Below are 14,541 nucleotides of genomic sequence, written 5' to 3'. Positions count from 1 at the left end.
GGTCATCGACACAACTATCTCAAAGGACTGGTCGACATGAGCGTTCGAGAACTCACCCATTTCATCGGCGGCGAGCATGTCGCCGGGACGTCCGGACGATTCGGGGACGTCTTCGAACCCAGCACCGGTGAAGTCCAGGCACGCGTCCCGCTCGCCACGAAGGCGGAGGTCGAGGCCGCCATCACGAACGCCGAAGAGGCGCAGAAGGAATGGGGCTCGTGGAACCCGCAGAAGCGGGTCCGTGTGCTGATGCGATTCGTCCAACTCGTGCAGGACAACATGGACGAACTCGCTGCGCTGCTCTCGAGCGAGCACGGCAAGACCATCCCCGATGCGCGCGGCGACGTCCAGCGAGGGCTCGAAGTCATCGAGGTCTGCCTCGGTGCAGCACACATGCTCAAGGGTGAATTCACCGACTCCGCCGGCACCGGCATCGACGTCTACTCGATGCGCCAACCCCTCGGTGTCGTCGCAGGCATCACCCCGTTCAACTTTCCCGCGATGATCCCGCTGTGGAAGGCCGGCCCGGCCCTCGCCAGTGGCAATGCGTTCGTCCTCAAGCCTTCCGAGCGTGACCCCTCGGTGCCGCTGCGTCTGGCGGAACTGTTCCTCGAAGCGGGCCTGCCCGCCGGGGTGTTCAACGTCGTCAACGGCGACAAGGAATCCGTCGACGTCCTGCTCGAAGATCCGCGCATCAAGGCCGTCGGGTTCGTCGGGTCCACGCCGATCGCGCAGGACATCTACGAGACCGCCGCGAAGAACGGCAAGCGCGCCCAGTGCTTCGGCGGCGCCAAGAACCACGCGATCATCATGCCCGACGCCGACATGGACCAGGTCGCTGATGCGCTCGTCGGCGCCGCGTACGGGGCCGCAGGCGAACGCTGCATGGCCTTGTCCGTCGCGGTGCCCGTCGGTGAGGAGACCGCGGACCGGCTCGTCGCCAAGCTCACCGAACGTATCGCCGATCTGCGCGTCGGTCCCGGTACCGACGAGAAGGCCGACTTCGGTCCGCTCGTGACGGCCGCCGCACGCGACCGCGTCCACGGCTACATCGCCAAGGGCGTCGAGGAAGGTGCCGAGCTCGTCGTCGACGGTCGTGATTTCGTCCTCGCGGGTCACGAGAACGGCTTCTTCTCCGGCCCCACCCTGTTCGACAAGGTCACCCCCGGTATGTCGATCTACCTCGAAGAGATCTTCGGGCCCGTCCTGACAGTCGTACGCGCCGCCGACTACGAGGAAGCATTGCGTCTGCCCACCGAACACGAATACGGCAACGGCGTTGCGATCTTCACCCGCGACGGCGACACCGCCCGCGACTTCACTCGCCGCGTCGAGGTCGGCATGGTCGGCGTCAACGTCCCGATCCCCGTCCCGATCGCGTACTACACATTCGGCGGCTGGAAGGCATCCGGCTTCGGCGACCTCAACCAGCACGGCCCCGATGCTTTCCGCTTCTACACCAAGACCAAGACCGTCACGCAGCGCTTCCCCTCCGGTGTCAAGGAGGGCGACCTCGAGGGTGCCCACGGGGGCGACACCGACCACTTCGTCATCCCGACCATGGACTAGGCGGCATCGACAATGTTCGCACTCACCGACGACGACCGGGCCATCCGCGACACCGCCCGCGACTTCGCCACCGAGTACCTGGCCCCGAACGCGGTCGAATGGGATCAGGAGAAGCACTTCCCGGTGGACGTGCTGCGCAAGGCCGCAGCACTCGGCATGGGCGGAATCTACATCCGTGAGGACGTCGGCGGATCCGGGCTGCGACGCCTCGACTCCGTCCGCATCTTCGAGGAACTCGCCAAGGGTTGCCCGTCGATCGCCGCCTACATCTCCATCCACAACATGGTGGCGTGGATGATCGACAAGTACGGCAACGACGAGCAACGGCGCCGCTGGCTGCCGAGCCTGTGCTCGATGGAACACCTCGGCAGCTACTGCCTCACCGAGCCGGGTGCCGGTTCGGATGCTGCCGCCCTGAGTACCAGGGCGGTGCGTGACGGCGACGAATACGTACTCAACGGCGTCAAGCAGTTCATCTCGGGCGCGGGCACATCCGACGTATACGTGGTGATGGCCCGCACCGGCGACACCGGCGCGCGCGGAATCTCCGCGTTCGTCATCCCGAAGGACACACCGGGTCTGTCGTTCGGTGCCAACGAGAAGAAGATGGGCTGGAACGCTCAGCCCACCCGTCAGGTGATCTTCGAAGACGCCCGCGTCCCCGCCGAGAATCTCCTCGGCGAGGAAGGTGGCGGCTTCCGGATCGCGATGCACGGACTCAACGGCGGACGCTTGAATATCGCCGCGTGCTCGGTCGGTGGCGGCCAGACCGCCCTCGACCGCACGGTCGCGTACCTCGCCGAGCGCAAGGCGTTCGGCGAGCGGCTGCTCGAGTCGCAGGCACTGCAGTTCCGGCTCGCCGACATGCGCACCGAACTCGAAGCCGCACGCACCCTGTTGTGGCGGGCCGCCGACGCCCTCGACACCGAGGCCGCCGACGTCGTGGAACTCTGTGCGATGGCGAAGCGGTTCGCGACCGACGCGGGTTTCGCCGCGGCGAACGAGGCCCTGCAGTTGCACGGCGGATACGGTTACCTTGCCGAGTACGGGATCGAGAAGATCGTGCGAGATCTGCGCGTTCACCAGATCCTGGAAGGAACCAACGAGATCATGCGGCTGGTCATCGCGCGCAGCGTGGTGGCGGCGGCGCAGACAGGAGCGGCATGACGGGGAACGAACCCGAAATCCTCATCGAGGCGAAGAACGGGCTCGGCCGGATCACTCTGAACCGGCCCAAGGCGATCAACGCACTCAACCACACCATGGTCCAGGCGATGGCCGAGGCGCTGCTCGAGTGGTCCACCGACGACACGATCCGTGCCGTCGTGGTCGCCGGTGCGGGCGAACGTGGCCTGTGCGCCGGCGGCGACATCGTCGCGATCTATCACGACGCGAAGGACGGCGGCACCGGCACACAGGACTTCTGGCGTGACGAGTACGTCCTCAATGCCGCGATCGGTCGCTACTCGAAGCCGTACGTCGTGATCATGGACGGCATCGTGATGGGCGGCGGCATCGGAATCTCGGCGCACGGCAACGTGCGGATCGTCACCGAACGCTCCTCTCTTGCAATGCCCGAGGTCGGAATCGGGTTCGTTCCCGATGTCGGTGGCACCTACCTGCTCTCCCGTGCACCGGGTGAACTCGGCACCCATATCGCCCTGACCACGGGACGGATGAAGGCCGGCGACGCGATCGCACTCGGATTCGCCGACCACTTCGTTCCGTCCGAGACGCTCGACAAGTTCGGCGCCGCACTCGAATCCGGTTCGGTCGACGACGCGCTTGCCGAATATGCACGGCCCGCACCGGAATCGGACCTGCTCGCGCAGCAGAGCTGGATCGACGCGGCGTACTCCGCCGACACCGTCGAGGAGATCGTCGAACGGCTTCGCGCCAGTGACGTTCCCGAAGCGCAGGCGACGGCCGAGACGATCCTCGGCAAGTCGCCCGCCGCGCTGAAGGCCACGCTGCGGTCGTTGCGGCACGCCCGGCAGCTCGGCTCCCTCGAAGAGGTCCTCGACGAGGAGTACCGCGTGTCGCTCGCGTCGTTGAAATCGCACGATCTCGTCGAGGGTATCCGCGCGCAGGTGGTGGACAAGGACCGCAACCCCGCGTGGTCCCCGGCGACCCTCGCCGACGTCACCGCTGCCGACGTCGACGCGTACTTCCAGCCGCTCGGCGATCTCGAACTCGGGCTCGCCGCCGACGAAGGAGATCGATAGATGAGCACTCTCCCCAGCGTGGCTTTCCTCGGCCTCGGGCACATGGGCGGCCCGATGGCCGCGAACCTGGTGAAGGCCGGCTATTCCGTGACCGGGTTCGATCCGGTCCCCGCCGCGCAGGAACAGGCCACCAGGGACGGCCTCGCCGTCGTCGCCTCGGCGGTCGAGGCCGTGGGCAGTGCGGACGTCGTCGTCACCATGCTGCCCAACGGCAAGCTCGTGCTGGACCTCTACGACGAGATCCTGTCCACCGCGAAGGCCGACACCCTGTTCGTCGACAGCTCCACCATCGACGTCGCAGATGCTCGTGAGGCCGCGTCCCGCGCGCAGGCGGCAGGGCATCGTGCCATCGACGCGCCCGTGTCCGGCGGTGTGGCCGGTGCGACCGCGGGCACTCTCGCGTTCATGGTCGGTGGCTCCGAGGCGGATTTCGGCTCGGCTGCGCCGCTGCTCGAGGTCATGGGTCGCAAGGTCGTGCACTGCGGCGGCGCGGGCAACGGCCAGGCCGCGAAGATCTGCAACAACATGATCCTGGGCGTGTCGATGATCGCGATCAGCGAGGCATTCGTGCTCGGCGAGAAGCTCGGCCTCGACAACCAGGCCTTGTTCGACGTCGCGTCCAACGCGTCGGGTCAGTGCTGGGCGCTCACGAGCAACTGCCCGGTGCCCGGTCCGGTGCCGACGACACCCGCCAACAACGACTACCAACCCGGATTCGCCGTCGCGCTCATGGACAAGGACCTCGGTCTGGCCTCGAATGCGGTGCGCACCAACGGTGTCGATGCCGAACTCGGGTTGCGCGCGGCGGAGCTCTACCACCGGTTCAACGAGGGTGGCGGTGGTGGTCTCGACTTCTCTGCGATCATCAACGACATCCGTACCCGTTCGACAGAAGAGGACAGCAAGTGAGCGAGTTCGAGACCATCCTGGTCGACCGTAAGGGCCGCGTCGGCATCATCACGCTCGACCGGCCCAAGGCGCTCAATGCCCTCAACAGCCAGTTGATGCACGAGGTCGTGGCGGCCGTCGAGGAGTTCGACGCCGACGCCGAGATCGGGGCGATCCTGCTCGCCGGTTCGGAGAAGGCCTTCGCCGCCGGCGCCGATATCAAGGAGATGGCCCCCAAGACGTTCAGTGAGGTCTATGCGGAGGATTTCTTCTCCGAGTGGGACCGCCTGTCTGCGGCACGCACCCCGATCGTCGCCGCGGTCTCCGGATTCGCGCTCGGTGGCGGCTGCGAGCTCGCGATGCTGTGCGACTTCATCATCGCCTCCGATACCGCGAAGTTCGGGCAGCCCGAGATCAAGCTCGGCGTCATCCCGGGTATCGGTGGCTCGCAGCGCCTGACCCGTGCCGTGGGCAAGGCCAAGGCGATGGAGATGATCCTGACCGGCCGCAACATGGACGCCGAGGAAGCCGAACGGGCGGGGCTGGTGTCTCGGATCGTGCCGGTGGCCGAGCTGTTCGACGCCGCGCTCGAGACGGCGACGACCATCGCCTCGATGTCGTTGCCCGTCGCGATCATGGCCAAGGAAGCGGTGAACCGTGCGTTCGAGACCACACTCGCCGAGGGTGTGAAATTCGAACGCCGCGTGTTCCATTCGACGTTCGCCACCGCCGACCAGAAAGAAGGCATGGCCGCGTTCGTCGAGAAGCGCGCACCGGAGTTCAAGAACGCCTGACCGAGCGAGTTCGGTAGAGACGAGTGAGGGCCGCCCCGACCGGGGCGGCCCTCACTGTTCGTTCACCACTTCGTCGGTGCGCCGCCCGTGTCGAAATCTCCTGCGTCATGGCGCATCACGGACAGAATTCGGAGCAGTTCGTCGAGGTCTGCTTCCGGGATGCCCGGACGCGCGAACACCTCGGCATTGAGCTTCTCGGTCGCTTCGATGGCGAGCGCGCGCCCCGCGTCGGTCAATTCGATCAACGTGGCGCGACGATCACTCGGGTGTGGAGTACGTCGAACGAGGCCGGCGGTCTCGAGCCGGTCGACGGCGTTGGTGACGCTGGTCGGGTGCACCTGCAGGCGTGCGCTCGCCTTGGCCATCGGAAGCGCTCCCGACTTCGTGAAGTGCAGCAACGTCAGCAGCTCGTAGCGTGCGAAGGTCAGGCCGAACGGCTTGAGGACCTCTTCGACGCGGGCGATCATGATCTGCTGTGCCCGCATCACCGAGGTCACGGCGGCCATGCCGTCGGCGACCTCGCCCCAGCCGTGGAGGGTCCACTGGCGGTGGGCTTCGGCGATGGGGTCGAGCGGAAGTGGTGCGGGCATGCCCCGATCATCCCACGCCGGAACACTCGTCAGGCGAACTGCTCCTCGAGGTGGTCGAGAAATGCCATCGACTCGTCGTAGTCGGCGCGAATCGCCCAGTACGGGATGTCGTAGACGTTCCCGGCCTGGAACGCGGGAAGGCCGGCGTACACGGGGTTCTCCGACAGTTCCGCCGCGCTCGGGCCGGGCCCGTTGAAGCCGGTGACGAACACCGTCGGGGTGGTCAGCACCTGTCCGATCGTTTCGAGCGAGGACTCGAACATATCGCCGCCGGTTGTGTAGGGCTCGGCGCCGCTGTTCGCGAACACGGGAGCCGGCTCGAATCCGAGCTCGGCGAGTTCCGCAGGCAGGCCCATGTCTTCGATGAGCACATAGGGCGTGCCATCGGAAGTGATAGCGAGATAGGAGACCGGGTTGGGCGGCAGGGTGAGTGCGTCCGCCACCTCCACCTTGCGGTCCTCATAGGCCTGAGTCAGGTCGTCCAGCACTTCGGGCTTGTCGAACACATCGTTGGCAAGGAAACCGAACTGCTGCTGCCAGGTCTGGAACTCCTTGTCGACCAGCACCGTCGGAGCGACCGTCGAGAGGTCGTCGTAGGCTTCGGTGGCCTGCAGGTAGGGAAAACCGATTCCTCCGGCGATGATGAGATCCGGTTGTATCGCCGCGACTGCCTCGACGTCGAAACCGTCCACGGTCCAGGGAAGGAATTCTGTTCCGGCCGCTTCGGCGTCCTCCGCCCAGAATTCGGAGAAGGTGCCGGATGCCTGGTTCGCATCTTCGGGTGTGACGCCGACGACGGGAACATCGAGGTGATAGAGGTAGCCGGCCAGCGCGTAGTTCAGTACGACGACGCGTTGCGCGTCCGCCGGAATCTCCACCTCGCCCATGGGCGTTGCCACAGCGCGGGTCTCCTGCGCCGAGCTCTGCTCTTCAGAACTCGTCTCGGCGGCGGTTCCGGAATCCTGTGCGCAGGCTGTCAACGCAAACGCTGTGAGTACAGCGGCGCACAGCGGGATGATTCTTCTTCGACGCGACACGTGCACGACACCTCCTGAGCGCGGAGTCTCCGCGAGAAGGCCAGGCTAACCGAAGTGCCCATGGGATGCACCACCCCGGTCCCACTGGAGGAGGCGCGGGCGCGCGGGCGTATACCCGCCGGCCCCGAAACCGCGCTCGGTGACGTGCAGGTGTTGTCCCGGTGAACGGAGGATGCACGCACGGTGACGATCATCTGCGCACGTCAGACGTGAAATTGTCCGGGTTACAGTACGCGGGTGCACATCTTGTTCGTCTGTAGCGGGAACGTGTGCCGCTCGGTGATTGCAGAGCGGCTCACGCTCGCGTACGCCACAGAACGACGGATCGGTGACCTCACCGCAGAGAGTGCAGGGACGCGGGCACTCGTCGGTTTCCCGATCGAACCGCGTGCTGCCGCGGTGATCGAGGGACTGGGCGGCGTCGTGACCGAACGGCGAGCACGCCGGGTCGACGCGGACATGATCGCACGGGCAGAGCTGGTGCTCACCATGACCGAGGACCAGCGCGACCGGGTCGCCACGCTGGCAGCAGGGTCATCGATGAAGTCGTTCACTCTCACCGAGGCGCACCGGATCGCCGTCGTGACCGGAGCCGACACCGTTGCCCGGCTCGACGCCTACCGGTCCACCAGCGATACCGAGGGAATTCCGGGGATCCCCGACCCGGTGGGGCTGTCGGAGCGAAAATTTGTCGAGACGGGCGACCGCATCGCTGCGGATCTGTTTCCGTTGCTCGACATCCTCACCACGCGCCACGCCGGGAACGATCCGGCTCTCGCCGGGTGGCGCGTTCACCGGTATGCGTAGTCGGGAAAACGTTCGTCGACGTCCTCGGCGCGCAACCCGAACTCCTCGAGGGTGTACCGGTGCGCGGGCTTGCGTGCTCCGCTGCGGCTCTCCGCGTGCATCGATGCCATCGCACGCTCCGCATCGGCGCTGAGATCGGTGCCGAGCCGGTCGTAGATGCCCCCGACCGTAGCCAGCGGATCAGCGACGAAGTCCCGGTAATCGACGTCGACGAACTGTGCGCGGTCGTGTCGCGTGCGAGCCTCGGTGAATGTCGTGTAACCCCGTGCCCACAGATCGAGTTGGCTGCGGCCGATGGTGTCGCCGACGAACGTCTCCGACCATCCGGCGGTCGCCTGGGCGGCAAGGCTGCAGACGGACGGAATGACGGTGCGCGGGTCGCGGTGGGTGACCACGACGAGGGCATCCGGATAGACAGTGAGCAATTCGTCGAGGGCGAAGAGATGGCTGGGGTTCTTCAACACCCACCGCTTGTCGGCGTCGGGCAGGCCGATCAGCTGGAGATTGCGGCGGTGACGCGCATACGCCCCCGTCCAGTCGCGACCTGCCAGCCACTGCGAGTAGCTCGGCAGGTGGGCGAGGGATTCGTACGAGATCGACAGGAACGACTGACGTAGCAGTTGCCAGCATTCCTCGACCTCCGCCGCCGACATGAAATGCACCCCCATGAACTCCGGGTGCTCGATGTGATGCTGGGAGAACGCCGCCTCGACCCCGGCGAAAACCGGGTTGTCGGCCCATGTCTCGCGGGGCGGGCGCGGTTGCGGCATCTCCGTCAGCCACATCTCGAGACCCTGGTGGGCAGGGTCGGCGGTGAGCAGCCGATGCAGCGCGGTGGTGCCGGTGCGAGGCAGGCCGGTGACGAAGACCGGTCGCGTGATCTCGACGTCCGCGTGCGCGGGGTGCTGTGCCCACGCCGCCTCGGACAACAGCCTCGCGACGAGGGCTCCGCGAAGGAACACCCGCGACATCTTGCTGCCGAGCGGGGTGAGTTTCTCGTCGCGCTCGTACGACTCGAGCAGGACGCTGAGCGCCTCGCTGTAGTTGTCGCTCCCGAAATCGGTCAGGCCCGTCAGGCGAGTGGCGGATTCGTGGAGCGATTCGGCAGTGCCGATCGTGGTGCGTTCCGTCATGATCAGTCCCCGTCAGTGGTGGTATTCGCCGCAATTGACGTCGAGGCACTGCCCGGTGATCGCCGACGCCATCGGTGACGCCAGGAAGATCACTGCGTCGGCGATGTCCTCGACAGTGGGCAGTCGCTTCAGGTCGCTTGCCGCTGCGGTGTGCTCGTAGATCTGGTCGACGGTCATGCCGTACTTCTCGGCCTGATGCTCGAAGTAACCGCGGAGGATCGGGCCCCAGATGTATCCGGGGGCAACGGAATTGACGCGGATCCCTTGCGGTCCGAGTTCCGTCGCGAGCGACTGTGACGCTGCGAGGAGAGCGGATTTGGCAAGCTTGTAGCTGCCGTAGCGCTCCTGGGAATGTCGCAGAACCATCGAATTGACGTTCACCACAGACCCCTTCGAGAGTCCGAGGGAATCGGTGAACAGCCGGGTCAGGCGCAGTGCGCCGAGCACGGTCAACTCGACGCTGTCGCGGATATGTTGAAAATCGGTGCGCGCCAACGGTTTCATTGCAGGGATGGAGAATGCGTTGTTCACCAGGGTGTCGACCCGCCCGAACTCCTGTACGGCGACCTCGGCGAGGTGGGCGGCCGAGTCGTCATCGGTGATGTCGGTGGGTACGGTCACCGCGCGACGACCGAGCGCGGTGACCTCGGCTGCGACCTGTTCGAGCCGCTCCCGGGTTCTGGCGGCCAGAACGACATCGGCGCCGTGCTCGGCACACCGCACCGCGAGGGTACGGCCGAGACCGGGGCCGACACCCGAGATGACGACCACCCGGTCACGAAGGAGGGCTGCGGGGGCGCTCATGCGAGCATCCGATCTGCCACACCGGCCTGGCGCGCGGCGATGCGCAGCGCCCAGTCCGCCGGCGTGATGCGGTTCGACGGGTGGAAGGGAAGCAGTTCGGCAACGCGGTCGAACGCGACGACCTCGGCGACCGGTCCCTCGCCTGGTTCGGGGTGGCGGTCGAGACGTTGCCACCGGAACTGCAGGATTCCGCGCTCGTGACCGACGGTCTCGACCCAGTTGGTCACCTCCGGATTGCGATGCGAGACGACGATCCGGACCTTCCCGTCGGGGTCGACCTGCGCCTGGGAGTTGTTGAGCGAGGTCTGGTGGCCTGTGTAGTCGAGCGAGACATACCAGAGGCTGCCGAGCTGGAAGCCCAGGTAGGGAGCGTCGGAGGCGGGCAGGGTGATGATCATCGCCTCGTCGTCGGACAGCTCGAAGTGCCCGACCGACGAGTACTGGGTGTCGAGGCCGCCGGGAGTGCGACGCGGTTCGGTGAGGGTGTTGACGGGAAGGTCCAGGTAGAACCACTGCGGGAACTGCAGCCATGTCTTCACACGAGACACCAGGGCCCGGGCCGCGCGGTCGTACCGTCGCGTGACGTCGTCGCGAGTGGGGGCGGGTGCGGGCGTACCCAGGGTGTCGAGCCGATCGATGCGGAGCGTCCCGCGACGCTGGGACCAGTCGCTGTACACCTCCCGGACGACGAGCTGCGACGAACCGGGCGCGAGGTGGAAGTAGTTGCGGGTGGGATCCGCGGAGCCGGGTCCGAACCGGACCTCGAAGGTGTTGTCGTCGGCGATGGTGATCGCGCGATCGTCGAACGCGGTCACATTGCCGGGCACGTTCGCGTCGGTGTAATTTCCGGCCATCACCTGGAAGCTCAGATCGCAGGTGGTGCCACGACGTCCGGTGACGACGTACTCGGCATTGTCGCGCACCGCGGCGCCCCAATACAGCGTGTCGGGATTGTCGAGACCCATCTTGGCGTAGGGGCCGGTGCCGGTGATGAAGGTCGGATGAGTGCTGCTGTGCGCGAACGCCGCGTGGACGCACGCAGAGATCCCCCCAGCCAGGTATTCGTAGCCCTCGGTCAGGTCCTGTTCGGTGCGGATGTGCGGTGCTGTGGCCACGAGTTTCTCTGCTTCGGCGATGGCCGTTGTCAATGGATCGGTGAGCACGCGCGTCTCCTGAAGGTCCGAATGTGTACCGCTGTGGGAGCTTCTTCCGGAGCCGACAATAGAACGTGTTCTAGGGCATGGTCAACGGTCGAACATCCGGCGGAGCAGGAACCGTGGTTTTGTGAGTGCATGACCGACGACGCAACCCTGGCCACCGAGATCGCCGCGGGCGCAGGAGAACTGTTGCTGACACTCCGCGCAGCCGCACCGTACGAGCACTATGGACGAGAACTCGGACGGCGCGGCGATCACGCGGCGAATGCGTTCATCCTCGAGCGGCTCGCGGCCGAACGACCCGGCGACCTGGTGCTCTCGGAAGAATCCGCCGACGATGCGGCGCGCGTCGACGCGGAACGGGTGTGGATCATCGATCCGCTCGACGGCTCGAAAGAGTACGGTCGGCCCGGCTACATCGACTGGGCGGTCCACGTTGCGTTGTGGCAGTCGGGGAAGGGTCTCACCGATGCGGCCGTCGCGCAGCCCGCCATCGGGGCGGTGTACTCGACGAGCGATGAGCCGGCTCTCGCCCACGAACCCCTCGGGCGGTACCGTCCCTCCATCGTCATCAGCGGCAGCCGCCCGCCCGCGTTCATCCGCGACGTTGCGCGCAAGGTCGGAGCCGATCTCGTACCGATGGGTTCCGCAGGGGCGAAGGCGATGGCTGTGGTGCGGGGTGAGGCCGACGCGTACGTCCATGCCGGGGGCCAGTGGGAATGGGATTCGGCGGCGCCCGTCGCGGTCGCGCAGGCAGCGGGGATGTTCTGCGCACGGATCGACGGCAGCCCGCTCGAATACAACCGGCCCCACCCGTACCTGCCGGATCTGGTGATCTGCCGTGCGGACTGGGCGCCGGCGCTCATGGCGGCCGTGTCCGAACACACGGATGCGCCCACCGACAGCGCGCGGGTGGCTATGGCACGCGCCTACATTCACTCGCTGATCAGCCACGATGCGTCACACGTGCGGCTCGCCGAAGACGCGTGGCGCGTCGAGAACGGTCAGCGCACCGGCAACAGCGGAATCGAGATACGCGACCGCCTCGAAAACGGTGCGGAGTACCGACAACTTCGCCGGGTGCGGGACCTGACGTTCCACGAGTGGCACCACGACGTCGTCGCGCGTTTCCTGCTGGACATCACCTCCGGTCCGAACGAGGTGACCACCGTGTCGATCACAGAACACTTCGATATCCCGGCGGGGGACATCCGGTCGATCGTCGCGATCATCGAGCCGTTGCCTTCTGGTGAACACACATGAGCTAGCCCTGTCTGCTTCTTCATCAGGCAGCCGCACCTTCCGGGCGCCTTGCCGGCCCCTGCGCCGTCCACCCGTCCGGGACCTCGAACCGAGCCATCGGGAACTCGCCTCGACCAGGCTGTCCTGCGTGGTGGCGGTGACCGCCTTGTGGAACACGTTCGATCATGTGTGTTCGCATTTGTTCACAGAATGTCGAGCAGTTCATAACCCTGTCCGGCAAAGAGTTGAACCTTTGAGCTAGTTTCGAAATGAGACGAATAGTGAGCAAAGCAATACAGAATCAGAATCAGGCGGTGCCATGACAGCTTCACTCGATATCGGCGATGGAATACACGCGATCTCCGTTCCCGTTGCGGACCTTCCGGTCGGCGACACTCAGGTCTACGCGGTGGAATCCCCACGCGGCGTGGTCCTGATCGACGCCGGCTGGAACAACGACACATCCTGGAGCGCGCTGCAACAGGGCCTCGCGACCGCGGGGCTGTCCGTGGCCGACGTCGAAGGCGTCGTCGTCACCCACTTCCATCCCGACCATGTCGGCCTGACCGCCCGGCTCCGGGAGGCTTCCGGATGCTGGGTGGGCATGCACGAAGCCGACTTCGAGCAACTCGGCCACATGATGTCCGACCTGGACTGGACCGACCGTGCCGTCGAACAGTGGCGTATAGCCGGGGCTCCGCCGGAACAGATCGAGGAGTACCTCGCCGACTCCGGGAAAGGTGAGGGCAAACCGGAGGCTGAGCCCGATCGCACACTCACCGACGGCGAGGTCATCCCGCTCGCAGGACGAACGCTCCGCACCGTGTTCACCCCCGGCCACACCCCCGGCCACGCGTGTTTCTACATCGAAGAACACGAGATCCTGTTCAGCGGCGACCACGTGCTGGCCAAGACCACACCGCACGTCGGTGAATTCGATTTCCCCGTCGCCGAACGCGATGCACTCGGCGAGTTCCTCGCTTCGCTCGACGCGGTCGGAAAGCTCCCCGCGAAGCGAACACTTCCCGCGCACCGGCAACCCATCGATGACCTCGCGGCCAGGACGACAGCGCTCATCGAACACCACGAAGAGCGACTCGACGACCTGTACGACTCACTCGGCGACGAAGGGCTCACGCTGTGGGAGGCCACGTCCCGCATGAAGTGGTACCGGCCGTGGGGCGAGACCCCTGCGCGCGGCAAGCAGATGGCGATGTCGGAGGGGTCCGCACACCTGCGGCACCTCATCCAGCGGGGGCGCGCCCGGCTCGTGCCCGGCAGCCATCCCGCACGCTTCGTGCGCATCTGAGCACCCCCGGAAACGACGTCACCCCCCGCTTCGCGAACGAAGCGGGGGGTGACGTGGTGCCCTCGGCAGGATTCGAACCTGCGACTTCTTGCTCCGGAGGCAAGCGCTCTATCCCCTGAGCTACGAGGGCAATCCGGGCCCGCCGGGTGACCAGCGGTGCGGGAGCCAGCCTAGCGCATTGTCGGCGCAACACCACATCGGCTGGTCAGAGCCGGTTTACGGGTCCGGACGAGTTCGCTCGGACCTGTTGTCAGTTCATCGGGAGCGGCTCGGCGCCGCGCTCGGCGAGCATCGACGTCATCAGCTGCGACTCGCTTGTCTGCGTGTCGACCATCTTCTGGGCGAGGCCCCGCACGACGGATTCACTCGCGTACTGCGCGCCGTATTCCATCATCGGCAGTCCGCCCTCGTGGTGGCGCAGCATCAGCTGCAGGAACAGCACGTCCTGCTCGACACCGGTCGCCGCACGCAGGTTCGCGAGATCCTCGGACGAGGCCATCCCCGGCATCATCGTCATCCCCGCGGACCCCGTCATGTTCTCGGAGTCGTCGTGCTCGTCGGAGGTGGCCCCGTGCGAATGACCACCGTGGTCGCTCATCCATGCCATGTACGGGCCCGACGGCAGCGGAGGCTGCCCCCACATCGTGAGCCAGCCCTCCATCTGCCCGACCTGATTCTGCTGGGTCGTGAGGATGTCGTAGGCGAGGTTGCGCACGTACTGGTCCTGCGAGCTCGTCACCGCGATCGCCGCCATCTCGATCGCCTGGTTGTGATGCACGGTCATGTCCTGGCAGAAACCGACATCGACCGAACCGGCCGTCGGATCCGCCGGCCTCGAGTCCTCCAGGGGGATCCGGGCCAGGAATCCGAGAAGGAAGCCGACCGCCAGCACGGCGACAGCGGCGAGCACCAGCAGCGTCCGGCGGTTTCCGATCCCGGGTGTGGGATCGGCCGAGTCGCGCGACAGATCGTCCGAGGCGCTCATC

At 66.2% G+C, this 14,541-nt stretch carries 14 protein-coding genes and 1 tRNA gene; 8 read left to right on the top strand and 7 right to left on the bottom strand.

Going from position 1 to position 14,541, the window contains the following annotated elements; genetic code table 11:
- Positions 1-36 precede the first annotated feature (36 nt).
- Genes ACZ46K_RS22695 through ACZ46K_RS22675 form a run of 5 tightly spaced genes read left to right on the top strand, consistent with a single transcriptional unit; the run spans position 37 to position 5,476 of the window.
- Positions 37-1,569, top strand: coding sequence for a CoA-acylating methylmalonate-semialdehyde dehydrogenase (locus ACZ46K_RS22695; protein ID WP_464744916.1), 1,533 nt, complete (start codon positions 37-39; stop codon positions 1,567-1,569).
- 12 nt (positions 1,570-1,581) lie between these two features.
- Positions 1,582-2,736: an isobutyryl-CoA dehydrogenase gene (locus ACZ46K_RS22690; RefSeq protein WP_464744914.1), complete on the top strand. Its 1,155-nt coding sequence runs from the start codon at positions 1,582-1,584 to the stop codon at positions 2,734-2,736.
- On the top strand, positions 2,733-3,794 hold the full coding sequence (locus ACZ46K_RS22685; protein ID WP_054811024.1) for an enoyl-CoA hydratase/isomerase family protein: 1,062 nt from the start codon (positions 2,733-2,735) through the stop codon (positions 3,792-3,794). The genes ACZ46K_RS22690 and ACZ46K_RS22685 overlap by 4 nt, the downstream gene beginning before the upstream one ends.
- Complete coding sequence (gene mmsB / locus ACZ46K_RS22680) at positions 3,795-4,703, top strand: 3-hydroxyisobutyrate dehydrogenase (RefSeq protein WP_464744912.1); 909 nt, start codon at positions 3,795-3,797, stop codon at positions 4,701-4,703.
- Positions 4,700-5,476, top strand: a complete 777-nt coding sequence (locus ACZ46K_RS22675) for an enoyl-CoA hydratase (protein WP_464744910.1) — start codon at positions 4,700-4,702, stop codon at positions 5,474-5,476. The genes mmsB and ACZ46K_RS22675 overlap by 4 nt, the downstream gene beginning before the upstream one ends.
- A 62-nt stretch (positions 5,477-5,538) precedes the next feature.
- Here ACZ46K_RS22675 and ACZ46K_RS22670 read toward each other — a convergent pair whose 3' ends face one another.
- Together ACZ46K_RS22670 and ACZ46K_RS22665 are read right to left on the bottom strand one after the other, a co-directional pair.
- Entirely contained in the window at positions 5,539-6,066 is a 528-nt protein-coding gene (locus ACZ46K_RS22670) for a MarR family winged helix-turn-helix transcriptional regulator (RefSeq protein WP_054810628.1), read from the bottom strand.
- Positions 6,067-6,095: 29 nt separating this feature from the next.
- Positions 6,096-7,109 (bottom strand): ABC transporter substrate-binding protein, encoded by a 1,014-nt coding sequence (locus tag ACZ46K_RS22665; protein WP_464744908.1) that lies wholly within the window; start codon positions 7,107-7,109, stop codon positions 6,096-6,098.
- 231 nt (positions 7,110-7,340) lie between these two features.
- Here ACZ46K_RS22665 and ACZ46K_RS22660 point away from each other — a divergent pair, with 231 nt between their 5' ends.
- Complete coding sequence (locus tag ACZ46K_RS22660; protein WP_464744906.1) at positions 7,341-7,910, top strand: arsenate reductase/protein-tyrosine-phosphatase family protein; 570 nt, start codon at positions 7,341-7,343, stop codon at positions 7,908-7,910.
- On the opposite strand, the gene ACZ46K_RS22655 is transcribed toward ACZ46K_RS22660, so the two are convergent.
- From ACZ46K_RS22655 to ACZ46K_RS22645, 3 genes are read right to left on the bottom strand one after another with little or no spacing between them, the layout of a single operon-like run.
- Positions 7,895-9,043 carry a sulfotransferase family protein gene (locus ACZ46K_RS22655; RefSeq protein ID WP_464744904.1) on the bottom strand — a complete coding sequence of 383 codons (1,149 nt, stop codon included), beginning with the start codon at positions 9,041-9,043 and terminating at the stop codon, positions 7,895-7,897. The genes ACZ46K_RS22660 and ACZ46K_RS22655 overlap by 16 nt on opposite strands.
- A 12-nt stretch (positions 9,044-9,055) precedes the next feature.
- Positions 9,056-9,847 carry an SDR family oxidoreductase gene (locus tag ACZ46K_RS22650; protein WP_464744902.1) on the bottom strand — a complete coding sequence of 264 codons (792 nt, stop codon included), beginning with the start codon at positions 9,845-9,847 and terminating at the stop codon, positions 9,056-9,058.
- Positions 9,844-11,010, bottom strand: a complete 1,167-nt coding sequence (locus ACZ46K_RS22645) for a hypothetical protein (protein ID WP_464744900.1) — start codon at positions 11,008-11,010, stop codon at positions 9,844-9,846. The genes ACZ46K_RS22650 and ACZ46K_RS22645 overlap by 4 nt, the downstream gene beginning before the upstream one ends.
- A 129-nt stretch (positions 11,011-11,139) precedes the next feature.
- On the opposite strand from ACZ46K_RS22645, the gene ACZ46K_RS22640 reads away from it, so the two are divergent.
- Positions 11,140-12,267, top strand: a complete 1,128-nt coding sequence (locus ACZ46K_RS22640) for a 3'(2'),5'-bisphosphate nucleotidase CysQ (protein WP_054807753.1) — start codon at positions 11,140-11,142, stop codon at positions 12,265-12,267.
- Positions 12,268-12,565: 298 nt separating this feature from the next.
- Positions 12,566-13,555 (top strand): MBL fold metallo-hydrolase, encoded by a 990-nt coding sequence (locus ACZ46K_RS22635; protein ID WP_464744898.1) that lies wholly within the window; start codon positions 12,566-12,568, stop codon positions 13,553-13,555.
- A 54-nt stretch (positions 13,556-13,609) separates the two neighbouring features.
- Here the strand turns inward: ACZ46K_RS22635 and ACZ46K_RS22630 are convergent.
- A tRNA-Arg gene (locus ACZ46K_RS22630) sits at positions 13,610-13,685 on the bottom strand.
- Between the two features lie 120 nt (positions 13,686-13,805).
- Complete coding sequence (locus ACZ46K_RS22625; RefSeq protein WP_464744896.1) at positions 13,806-14,540, bottom strand: DUF305 domain-containing protein; 735 nt, start codon at positions 14,538-14,540, stop codon at positions 13,806-13,808.
- Position 14,541 lies beyond the last annotated feature (1 nt).

This window comes from Rhodococcus sp. JCM 9793 (assembly GCF_055380405.1).
The sequence above is the reverse complement of the archived record's forward strand: the minus strand, read 5'-3'. Positions and strand labels throughout refer to the sequence as shown.